This window comes from Geodermatophilus sp. SYSU D00698, assembly GCF_054050335.1.
On record NZ_JBJGZD010000033.1, the window covers coordinates 23190 to 45464 of the forward strand.

25 protein-coding genes and 1 rRNA gene are annotated in these 22275 nt (G+C 76.6%); 14 read left to right on the top strand and 12 right to left on the bottom strand.

Features of this window, described 5'->3' with window-relative positions:
• The 7 genes from egtC to egtE all read left to right on the top strand — a co-directional run bounded on the left by egtC (window position 1) and on the right by egtE (window position 5857).
• Window positions 1-690 carry an ergothioneine biosynthesis protein EgtC gene (gene egtC / locus ACI8AB_RS21320; RefSeq protein ID WP_456951771.1) on the top strand — a complete coding sequence of 230 codons (690 nt, stop codon included), beginning with the start codon at window positions 1-3 and terminating at the stop codon, window positions 688-690.
• Between the two features lie 24 nt (window positions 691-714).
• Window positions 715-1677, top strand: coding sequence for an L-histidine N(alpha)-methyltransferase (gene egtD / locus ACI8AB_RS21325; RefSeq protein ID WP_456951772.1), 963 nt, complete (start codon window positions 715-717; stop codon window positions 1675-1677).
• Between the two features lie 69 nt (window positions 1678-1746).
• On the top strand, window positions 1747-2562 hold the full coding sequence (locus ACI8AB_RS21330; RefSeq protein WP_456951773.1) for a DUF4397 domain-containing protein: 816 nt from the start codon (window positions 1747-1749) through the stop codon (window positions 2560-2562).
• A gap of 1 nt (window position 2563) precedes the next feature.
• A complete protein-coding gene (locus ACI8AB_RS21335) occupies window positions 2564-3199 on the top strand; it encodes a class F sortase (protein ID WP_456951774.1) in 636 nt (211 codons plus the stop codon).
• A gap of 101 nt (window positions 3200-3300) precedes the next feature.
• Entirely contained in the window at window positions 3301-3900 is a 600-nt protein-coding gene (locus tag ACI8AB_RS21340; protein ID WP_456951775.1) for an RNA polymerase sigma factor, read from the top strand.
• Window positions 3881-4717 (top strand): anti-sigma factor, encoded by an 837-nt coding sequence (locus tag ACI8AB_RS21345; RefSeq protein ID WP_456951776.1) that lies wholly within the window; start codon window positions 3881-3883, stop codon window positions 4715-4717. Before ACI8AB_RS21340 ends, ACI8AB_RS21345 begins: the two co-directional genes overlap by 20 nt.
• 9 nt (window positions 4718-4726) lie before the next feature.
• Complete coding sequence (egtE, locus tag ACI8AB_RS21350) at window positions 4727-5857, top strand: ergothioneine biosynthesis PLP-dependent enzyme EgtE (protein WP_456951777.1); 1131 nt, start codon at window positions 4727-4729, stop codon at window positions 5855-5857.
• Here egtE and ACI8AB_RS21355 read toward each other — a convergent pair.
• Complete coding sequence (locus ACI8AB_RS21355) at window positions 5854-7245, bottom strand: 8-oxoguanine deaminase (RefSeq protein ID WP_456951778.1); 1392 nt, start codon at window positions 7243-7245, stop codon at window positions 5854-5856. The genes egtE and ACI8AB_RS21355 overlap by 4 nt on opposite strands.
• 133 nt (window positions 7246-7378) lie before the next feature.
• On the opposite strand from ACI8AB_RS21355, the gene ACI8AB_RS21360 reads away from it, so the two are divergent.
• Genes ACI8AB_RS21360 through pucD form a run of 3 tightly spaced genes read left to right on the top strand, consistent with a single transcriptional unit; the run spans window position 7379 to window position 11108 of the window.
• Window positions 7379-8254, top strand: a complete 876-nt coding sequence (locus ACI8AB_RS21360) for an FAD binding domain-containing protein (RefSeq protein ID WP_456951779.1) — start codon at window positions 7379-7381, stop codon at window positions 8252-8254.
• Complete coding sequence (locus ACI8AB_RS21365; RefSeq protein WP_456951780.1) at window positions 8245-8733, top strand: (2Fe-2S)-binding protein; 489 nt, start codon at window positions 8245-8247, stop codon at window positions 8731-8733. Before ACI8AB_RS21360 ends, ACI8AB_RS21365 begins: the two co-directional genes overlap by 10 nt.
• A complete protein-coding gene (pucD, locus tag ACI8AB_RS21370) occupies window positions 8730-11108 on the top strand; it encodes a xanthine dehydrogenase subunit D (protein ID WP_456951781.1) in 2379 nt (792 codons plus the stop codon). Before ACI8AB_RS21365 ends, pucD begins: the two co-directional genes overlap by 4 nt.
• Here the strand turns inward: pucD and ACI8AB_RS21375 are convergent.
• Window positions 11095-11841, bottom strand: coding sequence for an SDR family NAD(P)-dependent oxidoreductase (locus ACI8AB_RS21375; protein WP_456951782.1), 747 nt, complete (start codon window positions 11839-11841; stop codon window positions 11095-11097). The genes pucD and ACI8AB_RS21375 overlap by 14 nt on opposite strands.
• 9 nt (window positions 11842-11850) lie before the next feature.
• Window positions 11851-12846 carry an allantoicase gene (gene alc, locus ACI8AB_RS21380; protein ID WP_456951783.1) on the bottom strand — a complete coding sequence of 332 codons (996 nt, stop codon included), beginning with the start codon at window positions 12844-12846 and terminating at the stop codon, window positions 11851-11853.
• Between the two features lie 83 nt (window positions 12847-12929).
• Between alc and ACI8AB_RS21385 the strand changes: the two genes are divergently transcribed.
• The gene (locus tag ACI8AB_RS21385) at window positions 12930-13091 is read left to right on the top strand and encodes a hypothetical protein (protein WP_387994136.1); all 162 of its coding nucleotides are present in this window, start codon (window positions 12930-12932) and stop codon (window positions 13089-13091) included.
• Window positions 13092-13127: 36 nt separating this feature from the next.
• Here ACI8AB_RS21385 and allB read toward each other — a convergent pair whose 3' ends face one another.
• Genes allB through ACI8AB_RS21425 form a run of 8 tightly spaced genes read right to left on the bottom strand, consistent with a single transcriptional unit; the run spans window position 13128 to window position 19938 of the window.
• Window positions 13128-14441, bottom strand: a complete 1314-nt coding sequence (gene allB, locus ACI8AB_RS21390) for an allantoinase AllB (protein ID WP_456951784.1) — start codon at window positions 14439-14441, stop codon at window positions 13128-13130.
• Window positions 14438-15121, bottom strand: a complete 684-nt coding sequence (locus ACI8AB_RS21395; protein ID WP_456951785.1) for an urease accessory protein UreD — start codon at window positions 15119-15121, stop codon at window positions 14438-14440. The genes allB and ACI8AB_RS21395 overlap by 4 nt, the downstream gene beginning before the upstream one ends.
• Window positions 15118-15792, bottom strand: a complete 675-nt coding sequence (gene ureG, locus ACI8AB_RS21400; protein ID WP_456901467.1) for an urease accessory protein UreG — start codon at window positions 15790-15792, stop codon at window positions 15118-15120. The genes ACI8AB_RS21395 and ureG overlap by 4 nt, the downstream gene beginning before the upstream one ends.
• Window positions 15782-16411 (bottom strand): urease accessory protein UreF, encoded by a 630-nt coding sequence (locus tag ACI8AB_RS21405; RefSeq protein ID WP_456951786.1) that lies wholly within the window; start codon window positions 16409-16411, stop codon window positions 15782-15784. The genes ureG and ACI8AB_RS21405 overlap by 11 nt, the downstream gene beginning before the upstream one ends.
• Before the next feature lie 15 nt (window positions 16412-16426).
• A complete protein-coding gene (locus ACI8AB_RS21410; RefSeq protein WP_456951787.1) occupies window positions 16427-18148 on the bottom strand; it encodes an urease subunit alpha in 1722 nt (573 codons plus the stop codon).
• Window positions 18148-18450 carry an urease subunit beta gene (locus ACI8AB_RS21415; protein ID WP_456951788.1) on the bottom strand — a complete coding sequence of 101 codons (303 nt, stop codon included), beginning with the start codon at window positions 18448-18450 and terminating at the stop codon, window positions 18148-18150. The genes ACI8AB_RS21410 and ACI8AB_RS21415 overlap by 1 nt, the downstream gene beginning before the upstream one ends.
• Window positions 18447-18749, bottom strand: a complete 303-nt coding sequence (locus ACI8AB_RS21420; protein WP_456951789.1) for an urease subunit gamma — start codon at window positions 18747-18749, stop codon at window positions 18447-18449. The genes ACI8AB_RS21415 and ACI8AB_RS21420 overlap by 4 nt, the downstream gene beginning before the upstream one ends.
• Window positions 18750-18807: 58 nt before the next feature.
• Window positions 18808-19938: an epoxide hydrolase family protein gene (locus ACI8AB_RS21425; RefSeq protein ID WP_456951790.1), complete on the bottom strand. Its 1131-nt coding sequence runs from the start codon at window positions 19936-19938 to the stop codon at window positions 18808-18810.
• A gap of 110 nt (window positions 19939-20048) precedes the next feature.
• On the opposite strand from ACI8AB_RS21425, the gene ACI8AB_RS21430 reads away from it, so the two are divergent.
• From ACI8AB_RS21430 to ACI8AB_RS21440, 3 genes are all read left to right on the top strand, one after another.
• The gene (locus ACI8AB_RS21430) at window positions 20049-20411 is read left to right on the top strand and encodes a GntR family transcriptional regulator (protein WP_456951791.1); all 363 of its coding nucleotides are present in this window, start codon (window positions 20049-20051) and stop codon (window positions 20409-20411) included.
• Window positions 20412-20559: 148 nt separating this feature from the next.
• Entirely contained in the window at window positions 20560-21357 is a 798-nt protein-coding gene (locus ACI8AB_RS21435) for an ATP-binding cassette domain-containing protein (protein ID WP_456951792.1), read from the top strand.
• A 181-nt stretch (window positions 21358-21538) separates the two neighbouring features.
• A complete protein-coding gene (locus ACI8AB_RS21440) occupies window positions 21539-22051 on the top strand; it encodes a hypothetical protein (protein WP_456951793.1) in 513 nt (170 codons plus the stop codon).
• Window positions 22052-22202: 151 nt separating this feature from the next.
• Here the strand turns inward: ACI8AB_RS21440 and rrf are convergent.
• Window positions 22203-22275: ribosomal RNA gene (rrf, locus tag ACI8AB_RS21445) — 5S ribosomal RNA — on the bottom strand; the annotation flags it as partial.

Here is a 22275-nt window from a genome sequence, read left to right on the forward strand (position 1 = left end):
GTGTGCCGTCACCTCGCCTGGCTGGGGCGGCCGCGGTCGGTGGCCTCGCTGGTCCTCGAGCCGCCGTCGTCGCTGCTGGTGCAGTCCTGGGCGCCGCGGCGGCAGCGGTACGGCACCGTGAACGCCGACGGCTGGGGCGTCGGCTTCTTCGCCCCCGGTCGGGCGGAGCCGGTGCGGTGGCGCTCGGCGCGGCCGCTGTGGGCCGACCCGTCGTTCGCCTCGGTGGCGCCGGTGCTGGAGTCCGGGTGCGTGGTGGCCGCGGTCCGCTCGGCGACGGTGGGCATGCCGCTGGAGGAGAGCGCCGCGGCGCCGTTCACCGACGGCCGCTGGCTGCTGTCGCACAACGGCCGGGTCGACCGCGCGGTGCTCCCGCCGGTGCGCGACGCCGAGTCGACGGTGGACAGCGCGCTGCTGGCCGCGCTCGTGTTCTCCCGCGGCCCGGACCGGCTCGGCGACACCGTGCGCGAGGTGGCCGCCGCCGACCCCGCCGCCCGGCTCAACCTGCTCGCCGCCGACGGCACCCGGCTGCTGGCCACGACCTGGGGCGACACGCTCTCCGCCCTGGTCACCGCCGAGGGGACGGCGGTGGCCAGCGAGCCCTGGGACGACGACCCCGCGTGGACCGACGTGCCCGACCGCTCGCTGGTCGAGGTGACCCCGGACGGCCTGACCGTCACCCCGCTGACCTGACCCGCCCGCGAGCCGAGGAGACCCGTGACGACGACCCGCCACCTCGCCCCCGCCGACGTCGCGGCCGCGCTGCGCGCCGACGCCCTCGCCGGGCTGACCGCGACGCCGAAGGCGCTGCCGCCGCGCTGGTTCTACGACGCCCGCGGCAGCGAGCTGTTCGACGAGATCACCCGGCTGCCCGAGTACTACCCGACCCGCGCCGAGCGGGCGGTGCTGGCCGCGCACGCCGGGGAGGTCGCCGCGGCCTCCGGCGCCGGGGTGCTCGTCGAGCTGGGCAGCGGCACGTCGGAGAAGACCCGCCTGCTGCTGGACGCGCTGACCCGGGCCGGCACGCTGCGGCGGTTCGTCCCCTGCGACGTCGACCCGTCGGTGCTCGCCGCCGCCGCGGAGGCGGTCACCGCCGAGTACCCGGGCATCGCCGTCGACCCCGTCGTCGGGGACTTCACCGCGCACCTGGGCCTGCTGCCCCGCGGCGGGCGGCGGCTGGTGGCCTTCCTCGGCTCGACGATCGGCAACCTCGAACCCGGCCCGCGGGCGGCGTTCCTGGCCGAGCTGGCCGGCACGCTCGCGCCGGGCGACTCCTTCCTGCTCGGCACCGACCTGGTCAAGGACCCCGGCCGGCTGGTCCGCGCCTACGACGACGCCGCCGGCGTCACCGCGGAGTTCAACCGCAACGTGCTGCGGGTGCTGGACCGCGAGCTCGGCGCCGACTTCGACCCGGCGGCGTTCGACCACGTCGCGGTGTGGGACCCGGCGGACGAGTGGATCGAGATGCGGCTGCGCGCGCGGACCGCGCAGGTGGTCACCGTGCCGGCGCTGGGCCTGACCGTGCGCTTCGCCGCGGGCGAGGAGATGCGCACCGAGGTGTCGGCGAAGTTCCGCCGGGAGGGCGTCGAGGCCGAGCTGGCGGCGGCCGGCCTGCGGACGACGCACTGGTGGACCGACCCGGACGGCGACTTCGCCGTCTCGCTGTCCACCCCCGGCTGAGGTCCCTGCATCCGGACCTGCGGGGACGCCGGAAGAGGAGGTGTCAGCACCCCGACACCGGAGGACCCCGTGACCCGGACCCGCACCCTCGGCCTCGCCACCGTCGCCGGAGCCGGCGCGCTCGTCGCGCTGGGCGCCACGCCGGCCGCAGCGGCCGACACCGCCACCGTCTCCGTGCTGCACGCCGTCCCGGACACCCCGGTCGACGTGTACGCCAACGGCGAGCGGCTGGTCGACGACTTCCAGCCCGGCACGCTCACCGACCCGCTGTCGCTGCCGGCGGGCTCCTACGACCTGGCGCTGTTCCCCGCCGACGCCGCCGACGGCTCGGGCACGCCGCTGCTGTCCGCGGACGGCGTCGCGGTGCCTGCCGGCGCGAACGCCACCGTGGTCGCGCACCTGACCGCGGAGGGGCAGCCGGCGCTCACCCCGTTCGTCAACGACACCGCCGCGGTCCCCCCGGGCCAGGGCCGGGTCGTGGTCCGGCACGTGGCGGCCGCCCCGGCGGTCGACGTCCGCGCCGGCGGCCAGGTGGTCGCGCCGGACCTCGCCAACCCCGACGAGGCGTCGCTCGAGGTGCCGGCCGGCACGGTCAGCGCCGACGTCGTCCTGGCCGGCACCTCCACCGTGGCGCTCGGCCCGGCCGACCTCGCGGTGACCGAGGGCGCCACGACGGTCGTCTACGCGTGGGGCTCGCAGGACGCCGGCTTCGAGCTCGCCGTCCAGACGATCGGCGGCGGGCACTCGGCGCCGTCCGGGGTCCCCGGCGGCAGTGCCGGCCTGGCCGACGACGACGGCCTGCCGCTGCCGCTGCTCGGCCTGTCCGCCCTCGGCCTGGCCGGCGCCGGCGTGGCCGCCCGCCGGCTGGCCACGGCGCGGGCCTGACGTGCGACCCGCCGCCGCCGGCGTGGCCCTGGGCCTGGCCCTCGCCGTGGGCGTGCCCACCGCGTGGGAGCTGACCCGGCCCCCGGCGGCGGCGGGCGCGCCGGTCGAGCAGGTGCTCGGCACACCGGCCGCTCCCCCTCCGGCGCCGGGTCCGGCCGTCCGCGACGCCGCCCCGGTGCCCGTGCCCGCCGTCGTCCCGCCGGTGCGGGTGCAGGTGCCGGCGCTCGGCGTCGACGCGCCGGTCGACCCCACCGGGGTGGCGGCCGACGGGAAGATGGCGCTGCCCGACGACGTCGCCCGGGCCGGCTGGTACCGGTTCGGCCCGGCACCCGGGGCGCCCGGCTCCGCGGTCCTCGCCGGCCACGTCGACGACGCCGAGCAGGGCCTGGGCGCGCTCGCCCCGCTGCGCTCGGCCGAGCCGGGGCAGGAGGTGTTCGTCACCGACGTCGCCGGCGCGACGACGCGGTGGCGGGTGGTCGCGCGCGAGCTGCTCCACAAGCAGGCGCTGCCGGTGGACCTGCTCTTCACGCGCGAGGGGCCGCCGCGGCTGACGCTGGTCACCTGCGGCGGACCGTTCCTCCCCGACGTCGGCGGCTACCGCGACAACGTCGTCGTGGTGGCGGAGCCGGCGCCATGACGGTCGAAGGACCTCCCTGCCCCTCACCGCTCGCACGCCCGCTGCGGGCCCCCGCGGGGAGGCCACCCCGGACCGGCCGGACGGGCCCTAGGGTCGGTGCGGTGGACAGCCAGGCCGAGCGGGCGCCCTCGGGCGCGGCCGAGCCGGACGACGCCGAGGTCGCCCGGCGCTTCGCCGCGGGCGAGGAGCAGGCGCTGGCCTGGGCCTACGAGCGGTGGGCGGCGCTGGTGCACGGCATGGCGGTGCGCGCGTTCGGCCCCGGGCCCGACGCCGAGGACGTCACCCAGCAGACCTTCGTCTCCGCCTGGACCGGCCGGACCGGCTACCGCGCCGGCCAGGGCCCGCTGCCGGGCTGGCTGGTCGGCATCTGCCGCCACAAGATCGCCGACACGTGGGCGCGGCGGGACCGCCAGCGGCGCGCCGCCGAGGCCGCGCTGGCCGAGGCGCAGGCCGCACCGCCCGGCGGACAGGCCCCGGTGGACAGCACGGTCGCCGACCGGGTGCTGCTGCTCGGCGAGCTGGACCGCCTCGGCCAGCCGCAGCGCGGCATCATCGAGCTCGCCTTCTTCGCCGACCTCACGCACGCGCAGATCGCCGAGCGCACCGGCCTGCCGCTGGGGACGGTCAAGAGCCACATCCGGCGCACCCTCGAGCGCCTGCGCGACCGGTTGGAGGTGGACGGTGCCGCACTGCACGCCTGAGGACCTCGCGCTGGCCGCGCTCGGCGAGCCGCTCGCCGACGACGACGCCGCGCACCTGGCCGGCTGCGCGGTTTGCGGCGCCGAGGTGGCGCGGCTGCGCCGGGCCGTCGACGTGCTGGCCGTGCCGGAGCTCGCGGCGCCCGGCCCGCCGGTCGCGCCGCCGCCGTCGCTGTGGGCGGGGATCGCCGCGGCCACCGGCGTGGGTGTGGCCCCGCGCCCGGGCGTCGTCGCGGCGTCGGCGCCCCCGGCCGGTCCGGTGCCCGACGTCGTCCCGGTGGCGCCGCCCGTCCCCGGGACCCCGCCGGCGCCCGAGGAGGCGGTGCCCCACGAGCCGGACGAGCCGATCCCGCCGGTCGCGCCGGTCGTGCCGGTCGTGCCGCTGCGGCCACGGCGGTCGCGGCTGGCGCTCGCCGCCGCGGCGGCGCTGGTGGCCGGGCTGGCCATCGGCGCCGGGGCGGTCGCGCTCGGCAGCCGGGACGACGCCGGCGAGCCGGTCGCCGCGACCGTGCTCGACCCGCTGGAGGGCAGTGACGCCTCCGGACGCGCCGAGGTGGTCGAGCGGGCCGACGGCACCCGGGTGCTCCAGGTCGAGCTCACCGCCGGCGCGCCGGAGGAGGGCTACTACGAGGCGTGGCTGCTGACCGAGTCGGTGTCCGGGCTGGTCCCGCTCGGCGTCGTCCGCGCGGGCACCGAGGAGTTCGAGCTGCCCGCGGGCCTGGACCTGGCCGAGTACCCGGTCGTCGACGTCTCGGTGGAGCCGCTCGACGGCGACCCGGCCCACTCCGGGGTCTCCATCGTCCGCGGGCAGCTGTCCTAGCGTCAGGGAGTGACCGCGCTCGACCTGCTGCTCCCCCACGACGACCTCGCCGACTCCTGGCGCGCCGCCCGCCCCCGCCCGGCGGGCCGGCACCTGGACTCGGCGGCCTGCAGCCGGCAGAGCAACCGGGTGCTCGAGGCGGTCGCGCACCACGCCCGGCACGAGGCGGAGCTCGGCGGCTACGTGGCCGAGGCGACCGCGGGCGACCTGCTCCAGCAGGGCCGCAGCGTCATCGGCGGGCTGGTCGGCATGGCCGCCGCCGACGTCGTCTTCGTGGAGTCCGCGCAGGCCGCGCTCACCGCGCTGCTGGCCGCCTGGCGGCTGCCGGCCGGCGCGCGGGTGGCCTGCCCGCCCGGGGAGTACGCGCCGAACGCCGCCCTGCTGCGCGCCGCGGGGCTGGTGCCCGAGCCGATGGCCGTCGACGGCGACGGGCGGGTCGACGTCGCCGCGCTCGAGCGGTCGCTGGCCGCCGGCCCGCCGCGGTTCGTGCACCTCACGCACGTGGCCAGCCACCGCGGCGTCGTCCAGCCGGCGGCCGAGGTCGCGGCGCTGTGCCGGGCGCACGGCGTACCGCTGGTGCTCGACGCCGCCCAGTCGCTCGGGCACGTCGACGTCGACCTCGGCGCCGACGTCGTCTACTCGACCTCGCGCAAGTGGCTGGCCGGCCCGCGCGGGGTCGGTGTCCTGTGCGCGCGGCCGGCGGTGGCCGCGGAGCTGGTCCCGGCGCTGCCCGCACCGGCCGACCTGCCGCCCCTGCGCGCGCTGGAGAGCGGTGAGGCGCACGTTGCCGGCCGGGTCGGGCTGGTCCTCGCCGTCGGGGAGCACCTGGCCGCCGGCCCGCACCGGGTGCGCGAGCGGCTGGCCGCGCTGGGCCGGGCGGCGCGGCGGGTCCTCGACGGCGCCGGCGGCTGGCGGGTGGTGGAGCCGCTCGTCGAGCCGACCGCGACCACGACGCTGCGCCCGCCGGACGGCGTCGACGTCGTCGCCACCCGCGCGCGGCTGCTCACCGAGCACGGCATCGTGACCACGGCGGTCGAGCCCGGTCGCGCGCCGGCGGAGCTGACCGGCTGGGTGCTGCGGGTGTCCCCGCACGTCGACGGCACCCTCGACGACCTCGAGGCCCTCGCCGCCGCCCTCTAGTCCGCCTGCACCCGCTCGCTCACCCGGCGGTGGACGGCGAGCTGCTCGTCGAGGCCGGGGTGCACGGGCACGCCGTCCTCCACCACGAACCGCCCGCCGACGACGGTGTGCCGCGCGGCCACCGGCCCGCAGCGCAGCCACGCCTCCACCGGGTCGCTCAGCGCACCCGCGAACGCCGGCCCGGTGAGCGGCCAGACGGCCAGGTCGCCGCACGCGCCCACCGACAGCTCGCCGATCTCGCCGGTGCGCCCGAGGCACGCCGCGCCGCCGCGGGTGGCGATCTCCAGCGCGTCGCGGGCGCCGAACGACCCGGCGCCGTGCCGCAGCTTGCCCTGCAGCATCGCCGTCCGGGCCTCCAGCCAGAGCGACGCCGCGTCCGCCGACGCCGACCCGTCCACGCCCAGCCCCACCGGCGCCCCGGCCGCCCGCAGCTCGGCCACGGGCGACAGGCCGCTGCCCAGCACCATGTTCGACGACGGGCAGTGCGCCGCCCCGACCCGCGCGGCGCCGAGCCGGGTCACCTCCTCGGCCGAGGGCCACACCACGTGCGCCAGCCACACCCGGTCGGTCATCCAGCCGACGTCGGCCAGGTAGTCGACCGGTCGGCGGCCGAAGCGCTCGAGGCAGTAGGCGTCCTCGTCCTGCGTCTCGGCGAGGTGGGTGTGCAGCCGGACGTCGAGCCGCTGGGCCAGCTCCGCCGTCCGCGTCATCAGCCCCGTCGACACGCTGAACGGTGAGCACGGCGCGAGCGCGATGCGGGTCAGCGCGTGCGGGGAGCGGTCGTGGTGGGCGTCCACCAGGCGCTGCGACTCGGCCAGGACCTCGTCGTCGTCCTGGACGACGGAGTCCGGCGGCAGCCCGCCGTCCTTCACCGACAGCGACATCGACCCGCGGGTGAAGTGCGACCGCACGCCGAGGTCCTGCGCCGCGCGCACCTCGGCGCCGATCAGGTCCCCGCCACCGCGCGGGTGCACGTAGAGGTGGTCGGTCGAGGTGGTGCAGCCGGCCAGCGCGAGCTCGGTGAGCCCGACGTAGGCCGACACGTACGCGGCCTCCTCGTCCAGCCGCGCCCACAGCGGGTAGAGGGTGACCAGCCACTCGAAGAGCCCGCCGGTCAGCGCGGGCGCGAACGAGCGGGTGAGGTTCTGGTACAGGTGGTGGTGGGTGTTGACCAGCCCGGGCGTCACCAGGCAGCCACGCGCGTCGACCGTGCGGGCCGCGACCGGCCGCGGGTCCCCGGGCCCGCCGACCCCGCTCACCACCCCGCCGGTCACGGCGACCCAGCCGCCGGCGATCTCCCGCCGGCCGTCGTCGACGGTGGCGAGCAGGTCGGCATCGTGGACGAGCAGGTCGGCAGAGGGCACCAGCAGGTCGGCGGTCGTCTCCACCCGCGGCATCCTGCCGACCCCGTGTGAACACGGCGAGTCGCCACGTGCCGTCGCGCAACCCGGCCGGAACGAACCGGGGCTACCGTGACCGTCCCCCGGGAACCCGGCCCGCCTGATCCGACCAGGAGCGACGATGGACTTCCTGCAGCCCACGACGTGGGCGGAGGCGCTGGAGGCGAAGGCCGCCCACCGCGACGCCGTGCCCATCGCCGGGGGCACCGACGTCATGGTCGCGATCAACTTCGGCCGGCTGCGCCCGTCGCTGCTGCTGGACCTCACGCGGGTCGCCCAGCTGCAGACCTGGGAGCCCGACGACGGTGCCGTGCGGCTGGGCGCCGGCGTCCCCTACGCCCGGGTCATCGCCGAGCTCGGCGACCGGCTGCCGGGGCTGGCGATGGCCGCCCGCACCATCGGCTCGCCGCAGATCCGCAACCGGGGCACCGTCGGCGGCAACCTGGCCACCGCCTCCCCGGCCGGCGACGCGCACCCCGCGCTGCTGGCCGCCGGCGCCGAGGTCGAGGTGGCGTCGGTCCGCGGCACCCGCCGGATCCCGGTCGCCGAGTTCTACACCGGCGTCAAGCGCTCCGCGCTGGCCGACGACGAGCTGATCGCCGCCGTCCGGATCACCCCGCCCGCCGGCCCGCAGCAGTACAGCAAGATCGGCACGCGCAACGCGATGGTCATCGCCGTCGCCGCGTTCGGGCTGGCGCTGCACCCCGACCGCCGCGCCGTCGGCACCGGCATCGGGTCGGCGGCGCCCACGCCGCGCCGCGCCCCCGCCGCCGAGGAGTTCCTCGCCGGGGAGCTCGACGGCCTGTGGGAGTCCCGCGCCGAGCTGCCGCCGGCCACCGCCGCCCGCTTCGGCGAGCTGGTGGCCGGGGCGGCGGCGCCCATCGACGACGTCCGCGGCACCGCCCGCTACCGCGTCCACGCACTCTCGGTCATGGCCCGGCGCACGCTGACCTGGGCCTGGGCCGACTACCGGAAGGGGGTCCCGACGTGCGCCTGACCTGCACCGTCAACGGCACGCCGCAGCAGGTGGACGACGTCTGGGAGGGCGAGAGCCTGCTGTACGTGCTGCGTGAGCGGATGGGCCTGCCCGGCTCGAAGAACGCCTGCGAGCAGGGCGAGTGCGGCTCGTGCACCGTCTACCTCGACGGGCGGCCGGTGTGCGCCTGCCTGGTCGCCGCCGGGCAGGCGCAGGGCCGGGAGGTCGGCACCGTCGAGGGGCTGGCGGGCGAGGACGGGCTGCACCCGGTCCAGGAGGCGTTCCTCGAGGCCGGCGCCGTCCAGTGCGGCTTCTGCACGCCCGGGCTGCTGGTGGCCACCGACGACCTGGTCCGCCGCGCCCGCGACGAGGGCCGCAGGCCCGCCGACGCCGAGATCCGCGAGGCGCTGGCCGGGAACCTCTGCCGCTGCACCGGCTACGAGAAGATCCTGGACGCCGTCCGGCTCGCGGCCGACCGCATGGCAGGTGATGCGCGATGAGCACCCCCACCCGCGCCCCGAGCGGCGCCCCCTCGCACCTGACCGGCCCCGGCAGCGGCGGCGGCGGGGTCGGCACCGACGCGCAGCGCCCCGACGGCGTCCTCAAGGTCCGCGGCGAGTTCGCCTACGCCAGCGACCTGTGGACCGACGACATGCTGTGGGGCGTCACGCTGCGCAGCCCCCACCCCTACGCCCGGATCCGCTCGATCGACGTCGGCCCGGCGCTGGCCGTCCCCGGCGTGCACGCCGTCCTCACCTCCGACGACGTCCCCGGCGAGAAGGTCTACGGCCTCGAGCTGGCCGACCAGCCGGTGCTCGCCCTCGACGTCGTCCGCTACCAGGGCGAGCCGGTGGCGCTGGTCGCCGCCGACCACCCCGACACCGCCCGGCGCGCCGCGGCGCGGATCGTCGTCGACTACGACGTCTGGGAGCCGGTCACCGACGCCCGCGCGGCGCTGGGCCACCCCACCTGGAACCAGGTGCACGACGCGCCGGCCGAGGTCACCGAGCTCAGCCGGGAGAGCGCGCACCTGCACCCGCACGGCAACCTGGTGCGCCACCTCAAGGTCCGCAAGGGCGACCCCGCGCCCACCGCGGACGTCGTCGTGGTCGGCGAGTACGAGGTCGGCATGCAGGACCAGGCGTTCCTGGGCCCGGAGTCCGGGCTGGCGGTGCCCGCCGAGGACGGCGGCGTCGACCTGTACGTGGCCACCCAGTGGCTGCACGTGGACCAGCGCCAGGTCTGCGCGGCGCTGGGCATGCCGCCGGAGCGGGTGCGGCTGACCCTGGCCGGCGTCGGCGGCGCGTTCGGCGGCCGCGAGGACCTGTCGATGCACGTGCACGCCTGCCTGCTCGCGCTGCACACCGGCCGGCCGGTGAAGATGTCCTACAACCGCGAGGAGTCCTTCTTCGGCCACGTGCACCGCCACCCGGCGACCATGCGCTACGAGCACGGCGCCACCCGCGACGGCGACCTGGTCTACGTGAAGGCGGAGATCCACTTCGACGGCGGCGCCTACGCCTCCAGCACGCCGGCGGTCGTGGGCAACGGCGGCACGATGGGCATCGGCCCCTACGTCGTCCCCAACGTGCACGTCGACTGCTACGGCGCGTACACCAACAACCCGCCGTGCGGCGCCATGCGCGGGTTCGGGTCGGTGCAGACCGCCTTCGCCTACGAGGCGCAGATGGACGCGCTCGCCGCCGAGCTCGGCATGGACCCGGTCGAGCTGCGCTGCCGCAACGCGATGGCGCAGGGCTCGGAGACGCCCACCGGCCAGGTGGTCGACAGCCCCGCGCCCGTTGCGGAGCTGCTGCGCCGGCTGGAGGCCATGCCGCTGCCCCCGGCGCCCGCCACCGGCGACGACGTCGACCTGCGGCACATGCCCGGCGGGGTCTCCAACACCACCCACGGCGAGGGGGTGCGCCGCGGCGTCGGGTACGCCGTCGCCTACAAGAACGTGGCCTTCTCCGAGGGCTTCGACGACTACTCGACCGCGCGGGTGCGGCTGGAGGTGGTCGGCGGCGAGGCGGTGGCGACCGTGCACACCGCGGCGGCCGAGGTCGGCCAGGGCCTGGTCACCGTCGAGCAGCAGATCGCCCGCACCGAGCTCGGCGTGGACGCCGTCGTCCTCCACCCGAAGGACACCGGCGTCGGGTCGGCCGGGTCCAGCTCGGCGTCCCGGCAGACCTACGTCACCGGCGGCGCGGTCAAGGCCGCGTGCGAGGCGGTCCGCGGCCGGGTGCTGGAGCTCGCGCGGTCCGCCGTCGGCCGGCCGGTGGCCGACCTGCGGCTGGACGGCGGGAAGGTCGTGTCCGACCTCGAGGGCGTGGCGCTCCCGCTGGCCGACGTGCTCGGCGACGAGGCGGTCGAGGAGACCGTCGAGTGGCGGCACCGGCCGACCCAGGCGATCGACCCCGAGACCGGCCAGGGCTTCGCGCACGTGCAGTACGCCTTCTCCGCACACCGGGCCGTGGTCGACGTCGACACCGAGCTGGGCCTGGTGAAGGTCGTGGAGATGGCCTGCACGCAGGACGTCGGCAAGGCGATCAACCCGCAGGCCGTCGTCGGGCAGATCCAGGGCGGCACCGCGCAGGGGCTGGGCCTGGCGGTGATGGAGGAGATCCTGGTCCGCGACGGCCGGGTGCAGAACCCGTCGTTCACCGACTACCTCATCCCGACCGTGCTCGACATGCCGCCGATGCGCATCGAGGTGCTGGAGTACGCCGACCCGCACGCGCCCTACGGCCTGCGCGGCGTCGGCGAGGCGCCCAACATCTCCTCCGGCCCCGCGGTGCTCGCCGCGATCCGCCGGGCGACCGGCCTGCCGCTGCGCCGCGTGCCCGTCCGCCCGGAGCACGTCACCCGGACCTGATCCCCGCCAGCCGGTCCAGCGCGGCCAGCACGCGGTCCTGCAGGGCCGGGTCCTCCAGGGCGCGCGGCGTCCGCGCGGGACGACGGCCGGCGGTGTAGCCGCCGGGCCAGTCGCCGGCCGCGGCCAGCGCCACCCGGGCGCCGCCGTCCTCGACGTCGCCCGGCGCGCCCGGGGAGGCCAGCTTGGTGCGCACCCAGCCCGGGTCGACCGCGCCCACCCGCAGGTGCGGCAGGCGCCGGGCCCAGCCGAGGGACAGGACGACGTCGAGCGCCTTGGAGTCGGCGTAGGCGCGCCCCGTTTCCCGCGGGCCGCCGAGATCGTCCGGGTCGACGCGGCCCGAGCCGACCATGCCGCTGCCGAGGAAGACCAGCCGCTCCCGGACCCGCTCGTGCGCCAGGGCGGTGAGCAGGTGCGGGGCGAGCGCGTTGACGGCGAACGCGAGCTCGTGGCCCTGCGCGCTGACCGGCGCGCCGTCCGGCGGCCACACGCCGGCGTTGTGCACGAGCACGTCCAGCTCCCCGAGCTGGCCGGCGAGCGAACGCACCTGGTGGAGGTCGGCCAGGTCGCCGGTGACCAGCCGGACGGCGCCGAGCCGGCCGAGCTCCTCGGCGACCGGGGCGCCGCGGGCCTCGCTGCGCGCGTGCAGGACGACGGTGTGCCCGTCGCCCAGCAGCCGCCGCGCGGCCGCCCGGCCGATGGCGTCGGTGGAGCCGGTGATCGCGATCGTCGCCACGGACCGGCCCTACCCGCGCGCCGTCGCCTCCCACCGCTGCCGCAGGGCGGCGCGGCCGGCCTCGGTCGGGCGGCCCCACAGCCGCAGCCGGGCCATGCCGCCGTCGGGGAAGACGTCCAGCCGCACCGCGGTCACCGCGGCGTCGCCGGGGAGCACGAACCGGTGCCGGGTGTCGGGCTGCAGCGGCGTGCGGGGCAGCAGCTCCACCTCGGCGCCGTCCGCCGTCCGGCCGGTCAGGGACGCCGCGCCGGGCGCGTTGCCGAGGAACCACGAGGTGTCGAGCTCGGCGAGGGTCACCGTGCCCTCGCAGGCCAGCGCCACGTCGACCCAGTCGTTGCCGTCGTCGCGGCGGCGGGCGTTCTCCCAGCCCTCGCCCATCGAGCGGGCCTCGCCGCGGCCGGTGAGCTGGTGCGGGCTGCCGTAGTAGGCGTTGCTCACCCCGGTCACCCGGCCGCCGTTCTCCAGCGCGGCGAGGTCGCACGGGCCGGCGTCGAGCAGGCGCGGGTCGGGCACCACCTCGCCGTGCACCCGCAGCCGCGCGACGCCGCCGTCGGGGTGGATGGACAGCCGCACGTGCGTCACCCGCGGCCCCGGCTCGACGGCGAAGCGGTTCACCGTCCCGCCGGCCAGGTCCGACAGCGGCAGCAGCGGGGACCAGACGGCGTCGGCCAGCGCGGACGCCGGTGGGTGCCCCTCGACGGAGGCGCCCTCCAGCGCGGCCCGCGGCGGGTAGTTGCCGAGGAAGAACGCGGTGTCGACGACGACCGCGTGCACCACGCCCGGCATGCCGAGGCGCACGACCGCCCAGTCGTGCCCGGGCTCGCGCCGCCGGCGGGTCTCCCAGCCGTCGTACTCCTTGCCGCGGGCGCCGAAGTCGTCGCGCGCCCGCGCCGGACCGGGCAGGACCAGGTTCTCCTTGCCGGCGAAGAACTCGTCGTTGGCCGCCACCACGGCACCGCCCTGGGTGCGGACGGCGAGGTCGGGCAGGTCGAACGGGTCGCTCACGGGACTCCTCGGGGTTCGGCGGGGGTCACTGTCGCACGGGCGGGGTAGGGGGCCGGGGTCCGCGAGAGATCCGAGGAGGACCCGTGTCCGAACCCACCGACGACCTGCGCGAGCGCGCCCGCGAGCACGTCCGGCAGATGCCCGCCGAGACCGCGCTGGGCAACGCCGACCCCGCCGGCGGCTCCACCGACGACCCGAAGATCATGGACCAGGCCGCCCGCGAGGAGGGCGAGCAGCAGTCCTGACCGGTTCCGCCGATCGCGCGCGGATGGCGGGTCTCGTCAGCGGTCCCCTCGGCCCAGCAGCCGGCCGAGGGGGCTGCCGTCGGCCTCCCGTCCGCCGAGCCAGGTCCGCCGGACGACGCCGGTGAGCTCGCGCCCTGCGTACGGGGTCACGGGGTTGCGGTGCTCGAGCCGGCCCACGGTGAACCGCTCGTCCGGCGCGAAGGCCACCAGGTCGGCGTCCCTCCCGACGGCGATCGCGCCCTTGCCCGGCAGCCCGGCCAGCCGCGCCGGCGCCGCCGACATCCAGCCCACCACCTCCGCCAGCGGCACCCCGCGGGCCCGCGCGCCGGTCCACACCGCCGGCAGCGCCACCTGCAGCCCCGCGATGCCGCCCCACGCCAGGCCGAAGTCGCCGACGTCGAGCCGCTTGAGCTCCGGCGTGCAGGGCGAGTGGTCGCTGACCACCATGTCGACGTCGCCGACCGCCAGCGCGCCCCACAGCGCCTCCCGGTGCGCCGCCTCACGGATCGGCGGGCAGCACTTGTACGCGGTGCCGCCGTCGGGCACCTCCTCGGCGGCGAACGTCAGGTAGTGCGGGCAGGTCTCCGCGGTTATCCGCACGCCGGACGCCCGCGCGGCGCGCAGCAGGGGCAGCGCGTCGCCGTCGGCCAGGTGGACGACGTGGCTGCGCGCGCCGGTGTCCCGCGCGGCGGCGACCAGGCGGCCGATCGCCGTCTCCTCCGCCGCGGGCGGGCGGGAGGCGAGGAACGCCGCGTAGCTGGGGCCGGCGGGCTCCGGCGCCGCGCCGATCACCGCCTCGTCCTCGGCGTGCGCGATCAGCAGCCCGTCGAACGACGCCAGCTCGGCCAGCGCGGCGCGCAGCCCGGCGTCGTCCAGCGGCGGGAACTCCGGGACGCCGGAGTCGAGCAGGAAGCACTTGAACCCGACGGCGCCGGCCTCGTGCATCGGCCGCAGCTCGCCGGTGTTGCCGGGCACCGCGCCGCCCCAGAAGGCGACGTCGACGGCGACCTGCCCGGCCGCCACCTCCCGCTTGACCCGCAGCGCCTCGACCGTGGTGGTGGCCGGCACGGAGTTCAGCGGCATGTCCACGATCGTGGTGATCCCGCCGGCGGCCGCGGCCCGGGTGGCGCTGGCGAAGCCCTCCCACTCGGTGCGGCCGGGCTCGTTGACGTGCACGTGGCTGTCGACCAGCCCGGGCAGCAGCACCTCGTCGTCGGCGAGGGTGACCGCGCCGGCCGGGACGTCGTCGAAGCCGGTGACCGCGGTGACCACGCCGTCGGCGGTGTGCACCGCGGCGGCGCGCTCGCCGCCGGGCAGCACCACCCGCCGCGCCCGGACGACGACGCTCACGCCACCGCCTCCACCGCGCGCACCACGGAGTGCAGCTCGGCGCCCCACGCGGTGGCCACCCACCCGTTCTCCAGCGGCAGGCGGACGGCGTCGTCGGCGGTCAGCACCCCGGCAGCCTGCCCCACGTGCACCGTGGACGCGTAGGCGCGCGGCGCGACCGGCGGCAGGCAGGCCGGTGCCCCCGGCCCCAGGCCGACGGTCGTGTGCACCAGCGGGCGCCCGTCGACGACCACCCGCGTCGTGCCGGTCCACCGGCCGGGCTCCTCGCCGGTGCGGCCGAGCAGCACCTGCTCGGTGGCGGTGAGCACGGCGCCCGGTGTGAGCGTCGCGGTCAGCCCGGCCCGGTGGTGCGCGCCGCGGGCGACCACGGTCGGCTCCATCCGCAGGTCGAGTTCCCCGGCCACCTCGGCGACGACGCGCTGAGCCGAGGGCCGGTCGCCGTCGCGGGCGGGCAGCGCGACGGCGGCGGCCACCGAGCGCACCGCCAGCACGGCGCCCTCCTCGACCACCAGCCGGATCTCGGCGTCGTCGCCGCCGAGCGGGCCGAACGCCGTCGCCACCAGGTGGACGGCGGACGGACCGGTCCGGCGCACCGCCAGCTGCCCGCAGCTGCGGACCACCGGCAGCACCGTGCGCCCGCCGGGCCCGCGCCGCGCGACGACCTCGACCCGCGTCCTCACGCCCGCTGCAGCCGGCGGGCCCGCACCTGCTCGCGCACCCACTCGGCCACCTCCGTGGCGGCCGGGTCCTCCCGCAGCGAGACGAGCAGGGTCGGCTTGTCCCCGCGCACCACCGCGGAGTCGCGCCGCATGACGTCGAGGTCGGCGCCCACCAGCGGCGCGAGGTCGGTCTTGTTCACCACGAGGAGGTCGCTCGCGGTGACCCCGGGCCCGCCCTTGCGCGGCACCTTGTCCCCGCCGGCGACGTCGACGACGAAGACCTGCACGTCGACGAGCCCGTAGCTGAAGCTCGCCGTCAGGTTGTCCCCGCCGGACTCGACGAGCACCAGCTCCAGCCCGGGGTGGCGCGCCTCGAGCAGCTCGACGGCGTCGAGGTTGGCGGTGATGTCGTCGCGGATCGCGGTGTGCGGGCAGCAGCCGGTCTGCACCGCCTCGATCCGGTCGTCGGGGAGGACGGCGTTGCGGCGCAGGAAGTCGGCGTCCTCGGTCGTGTAGATGTCGTTGGTGACGACGGCGAGGTCGTACTCCGCGCCGAGCGTGCGGCACAGCGCGGCGGCCAGCGCGGTCTTCCCCGAGCCGACCGGGCCGCCGAGCCCGACGCGCAGCGGCCCGCCGTGCCGGTGCGGGACCTCCGCGTCGACGTAGTCCTGGACGTTGTGGTCAGGAGGCAAAGAAGCGGTCCCCTCTCGTAGCGTGCACCTCGGCCAGCAGGTCGAGGAGCGGGTCGGTGTCGGCCGGGAGTCCCTCCCGGACCGCCGCGTCGGCGACGGCGTCGATCTCCGGCGCGAGCCGCGCGGTGACGGCGGCGACGGTGAGCGGGTCCATGGCGAGCAGCCGCTGGGCCGCCGTCGCCGGGCCGCTGACCGACAGGTAGGCGGCGGCCGCGGCCGCGTCCCGGGGCGTGAGCCCGCCCGCGGCCGCGGCGACGCCGAGCGCGACCGGGTGGTGCGGCGCGGCGGGCAGCGCGTCCCACAGCGGCGAGGGCCAGGCGCGGCGGCCCACCCGCACCAGCCCGCGGCCCTGCTGCCGGGAGGCGGCCCGCAGCGCCGGCGACGGCGTCCGCGCGTCGGCTTCCGCATCGAGCGCCGCCAGGTCTCCTCCCACGGAGGAGGCCGACGCCAGCCCCGCGGCGACCCGACCGGCGGTCTGCAGCCGGCGCAGCAGGAAGGCCGCCAGCGACGCCGGGTCCCGCACCAGCCCGGCCGCGACCGCCTGCTCCACCCCGCCGGAGTGCGCGTGCCCGCCCGCGGGGAGCCGCGAGTCGGCCAGCGTGAGCAGAGCTGAAGACATGGGAGGAGGTGTCCTCTAGAACAGGAAGTACCGCTGCGCCATCGGCAGCTCGCGCACCGGCTCGGGCTCCCACACCTCGCCGTCCACGGTCACCGTGAAGGTGTCCGGGTCGACGCGGATCTCCGGCAGCGCGGTGTTCTCCGGCATGTCGGCCTTGGTCAGCCGGGTGGTGTCGGTGACCGCGGTCAGCCGCCGGTCGATGGCCAGCCGGTCGCCGAGCCCGGCCTCCAGCGCGGCGGGCGCGACGAAGTGCACCGAGGTCAGCGCCGGCACCTTCCCGTACGCGCCGAACATCGGCCGCGGGAGCTGCGGCTGCGGCGTCGGGATGGAGGCGTTGGCGTCGCCCATCTGCGCCCACGCGACCATGCCGCCCTTGAGCACCGCGTGCGGGCGGACGCCGAAGAACCGCGGGTCCCACAGCACCAGGTCGGCGAGCTTGCCCGGCTCCACCGAGCCCACCTCGCCGTCGATCCCGTGCGCCACCGCCGGGCAGATCGTGTACTTCGCGACGTACCGGCGGGCGCGGGCGTTGTCCGCGGCGCCGTCACCGGCCAGCGACCCGCGCCTGCGCTTCATCACGTGCGCCGTCTGCCAGGTGCGCAGGACCACCTCGCCCACCCGGCCCATCGCCTGCGCGTCGGATCCGATCATCGAGATGGCGCCGATGTCGTGCAGCAGGTCCTCGGCGGCGATCGTCGTCGGCCGGATCCGGCTCTCGGCGAAGGCCAGGTCCTCCGGCACGGAGGAGTCCAGGTGGTGGCAGACCATGAGCATGTCGAGGTGCTCGTCGAGGGTGTTCACCGTGTGCGGCCGGGTCGGGTTGGTCGACGACGGCAGCACGTTCGGGTGCCCGGCCACCGTGATGATGTCCGGCGCGTGACCGCCCCCGGCCCCCTCGGTGTGGTACGCGTGGATCGACCGCCCGGCGATCGCGGCCAGGGTGTCCTCGACGAAGCCGGCCTCGTTCAGCGTGTCCGAGTGCAGAGCCACGGGGACGCCGTTGCGCCCGGCCACGGTCAGGCAGGCGTCGATCGCCGCGGGCGTCGAGCCCCAGTCCTCGTGCAGCTTGAACCCGCTCGCCCCGCCGCGGAGCTGCTCCTCCATCGACTCGTGCGAGACGGTGTTGCCCTTGCCCAGCAGCGCGACGTTGACCGGCCACGGGTCCATCGCCTCGAGCATCCGGGCCAGGTACCAGTCGCCCGGGGTGATCGTGGTGGCCTTCGAGCCCTCCGCCGGGCCGGTGCCGCCGCCGATGAGCGTGGTGACGCCCGAGCCGAGCGCCGTCGGCACGATCTGCGGGCAGATGAAGTGGACGTGGCAGTCGATGCCGCCGGCGGTGAGGATCCGCCCGTTGCCGGCCATCACCTCCGTGCCGGGGCCGATGACCAGGTCCGGGTGGACGCCGTCCATCGTGTCGGGGTTGCCGGCCTTGCCCAGCGCCACGATCCGCCCGTCGCGGACGCCGACGTCGGCCTTGACGACCCCCCAGTGGTCCAGGACGACGGCGCCGGTGATGACCAGGTCGGGCGCGCCCTCGGCCCGGGTGGCGCGGCCCTGCCCCATCGACTCGCGGATGACCTTGCCGCCGCCGAACACCGCCTCCTCACCGGCCCGGCCGGGGCCGCCGCAGCGGTCCTCCTCGACCTCGATCAGCAGGTCGGTGTCGGCCAGCCGGATCCGGTCGCCGGTGGTCGGCCCGTACAGCTGGGCGTAGCGCTCACGGGACAGCTGCACCATCAGCCGAGCCCTCCCTCCGCGGTCAGGCCGGGGACGACGCGCGCGCCGGCCAGCGGCACCAGCGTCACGGTGCGGGTGATGCCGGGCTCGAACCGGACGGCGGTGCCGGCGGCGACGTCGAGCCGGTGGCCGTGCGCGGCGGCGCGGTCGAACCGCAGCGCCCGGTTGGTCTGCGCGAAGTGGACGTGCGAGCCCACCTGCACCGGCCGGTCGCCGGTGTTGGTCACCTCGAATTCGGTCCGCGGGGCTCCGGGCAGCGTCTCGATGACGCCCTCGGCCGGGATCACCTCGCCGGGGATCACGGGATGGGGTGGTGGACCGTGACCAGCTTGGTCCCGTCCGGGAAGGTCGCCTCCACCTGCACCTCCTCCAGCAGCTCGGGGACGCCGTCCATGACGTCGTCGCGGGTGAGGACCGTGCGGCCCGACTGCATGAGCTCGGCGACCAGGACGCCGTCGCGGGCGCCCTCCAGCACGTGGTCGGTGACGATCGCCGTCGCCTCCGGGAGGTTCAGCAGCAGCCCCCTCGCGCGCCGTCGGCGGGCGAGGTCGGCGGCGTAGGAGAGCAGCAGGCGCTCCTGCTCGTGCGGGGAGAGGTGCACGCGGGGTCCTCCGGGGTCGGCGGAGCCCGGACGCTAGTTCCCCGATGTGTCGCGGCGGTTACCGGAGCGGGCGGAAGAACTCCCGGACGTCGGCCACCAGCTCCGCCGGCCGCTCCATCGCCGCGAAGTGCCCGCCGCTGTCGTGCTCGCGCCAGGCCCGCAGGTCGGTCAGCTGCCGCTCGGCCCACGCGCGGGGCGGCACGAAGATCTCGCCGGGGAACATCGACACGCCGCTGGGGACGTCGACCCGCGGCGTCCGCTCCCCCGGCGCCCGCGCCATCTCCCAGTACATCCGCGCCGACGACGTCGCCGTGCCGGTGAACCAGTACACCGAGACGTCGTCGAGCAGCCGGTCGACGCCGAGCACCCCGACCGGGTCGCCGCCGGTGTCGGTCCAGGCGTGGAACTTCTCGAGGATCCACGCGCACTGGCCGGCCGGGGAGTCGGTGAGGCCGTAGCCGAGCGTCTGCGGCCGGGTGCGGTGCTGGTGGCTGTAGGCCGAGCCGTCGTCGCGGAAGGCCCGCATCCGGTCCAGCGCCCGCTGCTCGCGCTCGCCGAAGTCGCTCCGGCCCTCCGGCGGGAGGGTCACCACCATGTTCAGGTGCACGCCGACCACCCGGTCGGGGTGCCGCGCGCCCAGGTTGGCCGACACGAACGACCCGATGTCCCCGCCCTGGGCGCCGAAGCGCTCGTGCCCGAGCCGGCGCATCAGCTCCGCCCAGGCGTCGGCGGTCCTCGCCGGCCCCCAGCCGGGTGCGGCCGGCTTCCCGCTCCACCCGTAGCCGGGCAGCGACGGGACGACGACGGTGAAGGCGTCGCGCGGGTCCTCGGGGTCGGTCAGCGGGCCGATCACCTCGAGGAACTCGACCACCGAGCCGGGCCAGCCGTGGGTGAGGACCAGCGGCAGGGCGTCCGGGTGCGGCGAGCGGACGTGCAGGGCGTGCACCGGCAACCCGTCGATCTCGGTGACCACCTGCGGGAACGCGTTGATCCGAGCCTGCCGGGCCGGCCAGTCGTACTCCTGGGCCCAGTACCGGCAGACCTCCTGCAGCACGTCCAGCGGGACGCCCTGGGTCCAGCCCTCCGCCGTCGGCGGGTCCGGCCAGCGGGTGCTCCGGAGCCGGCGGCGCAGGTCCTCCACCGCGTCCCCCGGCACGTCGACGGTGAAGGGCCTGACGACGTCGTCCACGAGCGCGACCGTAGCCGGGGTCGACGCCGTCGACGAGCCGGTTCTACGGTTCATTACATGAGTAATGGACCCAGGGACCTCGGGGACCCGGGTAGTGGCCGGCGCCCCCGGTGAACGAGGACGCCGGCCCGATCTTCCGGCAGGTCGCCGCGCAGATCGAGAACGCGATCGTGGACGGCACCCTCGCCGAGGAGAGCCAGGCGCCCTCGTCCAACGAGCTCAGCGCCTTCCACCGCATCAACCCCGCCACCGCGGCCAAGGGCCTCAACCAGCTGGTGGCCGACGGGGTCCTCTACAAGAGACGAGGAGTCGGGATGTTCGTCGCCACGGGCGCCCGCGAGCAGCTGCTCGAGCGCCGCCGCAGCGAGTTCGCCGACCAGTACGTCCGCCCCCTGATGACCGAGGCCCACAAGCTCGGCATCTCCACCCGCGAGCTGGCCACCATGATCGACCGCTGGGAGGACGAGCGGTGAGCGACGCCGCCACGCTCACCGACGTGACGATGCGGTACCGGGAGCACACGGCTCTCGACGGCGTCACCGCCGGCTTCGCCACCGCCGGCTTCGCCACCGACGGCATCACCGGCCTGCTCGGCCGCAACGGGCCCGCAAGACCACGCTCATGCAACTGCTCGCCGGGCACCGGGTGCCCACCAGCGGCCGGGTGCGGGTACCGGGCGCCGACCCCTACGAGGACGACGCCGTCCTGCAGCAGGTCTGCTTCGTCGAGGAGAGCCAGCGCTACCCCGACCACTTCCGGGTGCGCGACGCGCTCTCCGCGGCCGCCACCCTCTTCCCCACCTGGGACGAGGACCTGGCCCGCGCACTGGTCGCCGACTTCGACCTGCCGGCGCGCCGGCCGGTCGTCAAGCTGTCCCGCGGCATGGCCTCGGCCGTCGGCATCACCATCGGCCTGGCCTCCCGGGCGCCGGTCACGTTCTTCGACGAGCCGTACCTGGGTCTCGACGCCGTCGCCCGGCAGCTCTTCTACGACCGGCTGATCGCCGACTACGCGGAACAGCCCCGCACGATCGTGCTGTCCACGCACCTCATCGAGGAGATCAGCGGCCTGCTCGAGCACGTGGTGCTCCTCGACGCCGGCCGGGTGCTCCTGGACGACGACGCCGAGCGCCTGCGCGCCTCGGCCCTCACCGTCACCGGGCCTGCCGCGCGGGTGGCGGCCCTGGCGCAGGAGCACGAGCTCCTCACCACCGACGCCCTCGGCGGGTCCGCCCGCGCGGTCGTGCGGCTGCGCCGGCCGGTGGACCCCGGGGACCTGGCCGCGACCGGGCTGACGGTCGAGCCCACCTCACTGCAGCAGCTCGTCGTCGCGCTCAGCACGCGTTCCGCCGGGACGCCATCCGCGGCGGCGGCCCGCACCGCCCGCTCGTCCACGCCCTTCGAGGGAGCCACCCGATGAACCGTGTCCTCGCGGCCGCCCGGCTGCACTCGATGAACCCGGTGCTGACCGTCGGGATCCCCTGGGGTCGTGTCGCTCAGCTTCGCGATCAACCTGGCGGTCTGGTCGCTTAGCGACGCCGGCACCCAACCGGGAGGGGGGCATCACCGGAGGCGTCGCCTCGCTCTACATCACGGTGCTGGTGGTCTTCGTCCAGTCGGTCACCCAGGTGCTGCCGTTCGCGATGGACATGAGCCTCAGCCGGCGCACGTCCTACCTGGGGACTGCCCTTGCCGCGGTGGCCGCGGCACTCGCCTACGGTGTCGCGCTGTCGGTCCTGACGTCGATCGAGGACGCGACCGGCGGCTGGGGGATGAGGCTGAACTTCTGGGCGCCGGGGCGATTCGACGTCGACGACGCCGGCCTGCAGGTGCTCGTGTCCGGCGCCCCGATGCCGGCCGCCGCCTTCCTGGGCGTGGCGATCGGCGTCGTCATGACGCGCTGGGGCCAGTTCGGCATCTGGGGACTGGTCATCGGCGCCATGCTGGTCTTCGGCGGCCTCGCGGTCCTGGTCTCCTGGCGGGGCTGGTGGGGCGACGTCCGCACCTGGCTCGTCGACGAGTCCGTGCTCACCCTCGCCGTCGCCATCCCGGTGGCCCTGGCAGCCGTGACGGCGGTCCTCTCCTTCACCGGCCTCCGCCGCATCGTCCCCTGACAGCCGACGACGGCATTCCATCCACAGCCCCGGTTCCGTCGTGACGGAAGCGGGGCCGTGCCGCATTCCTCCGGGTCCGCGACATCGACATCACCCCGGGAATGCCGAAAGGGCCCCCACCGGGTGGTGGGGGCCCTTTCGGTGAAGAGTTGTCCGGCGGCGTCCTACTCTCCCACCCCGTCTCCGGGGCAGTACCATCGGCGCTGAGAGGCTTAGCTTCCGGG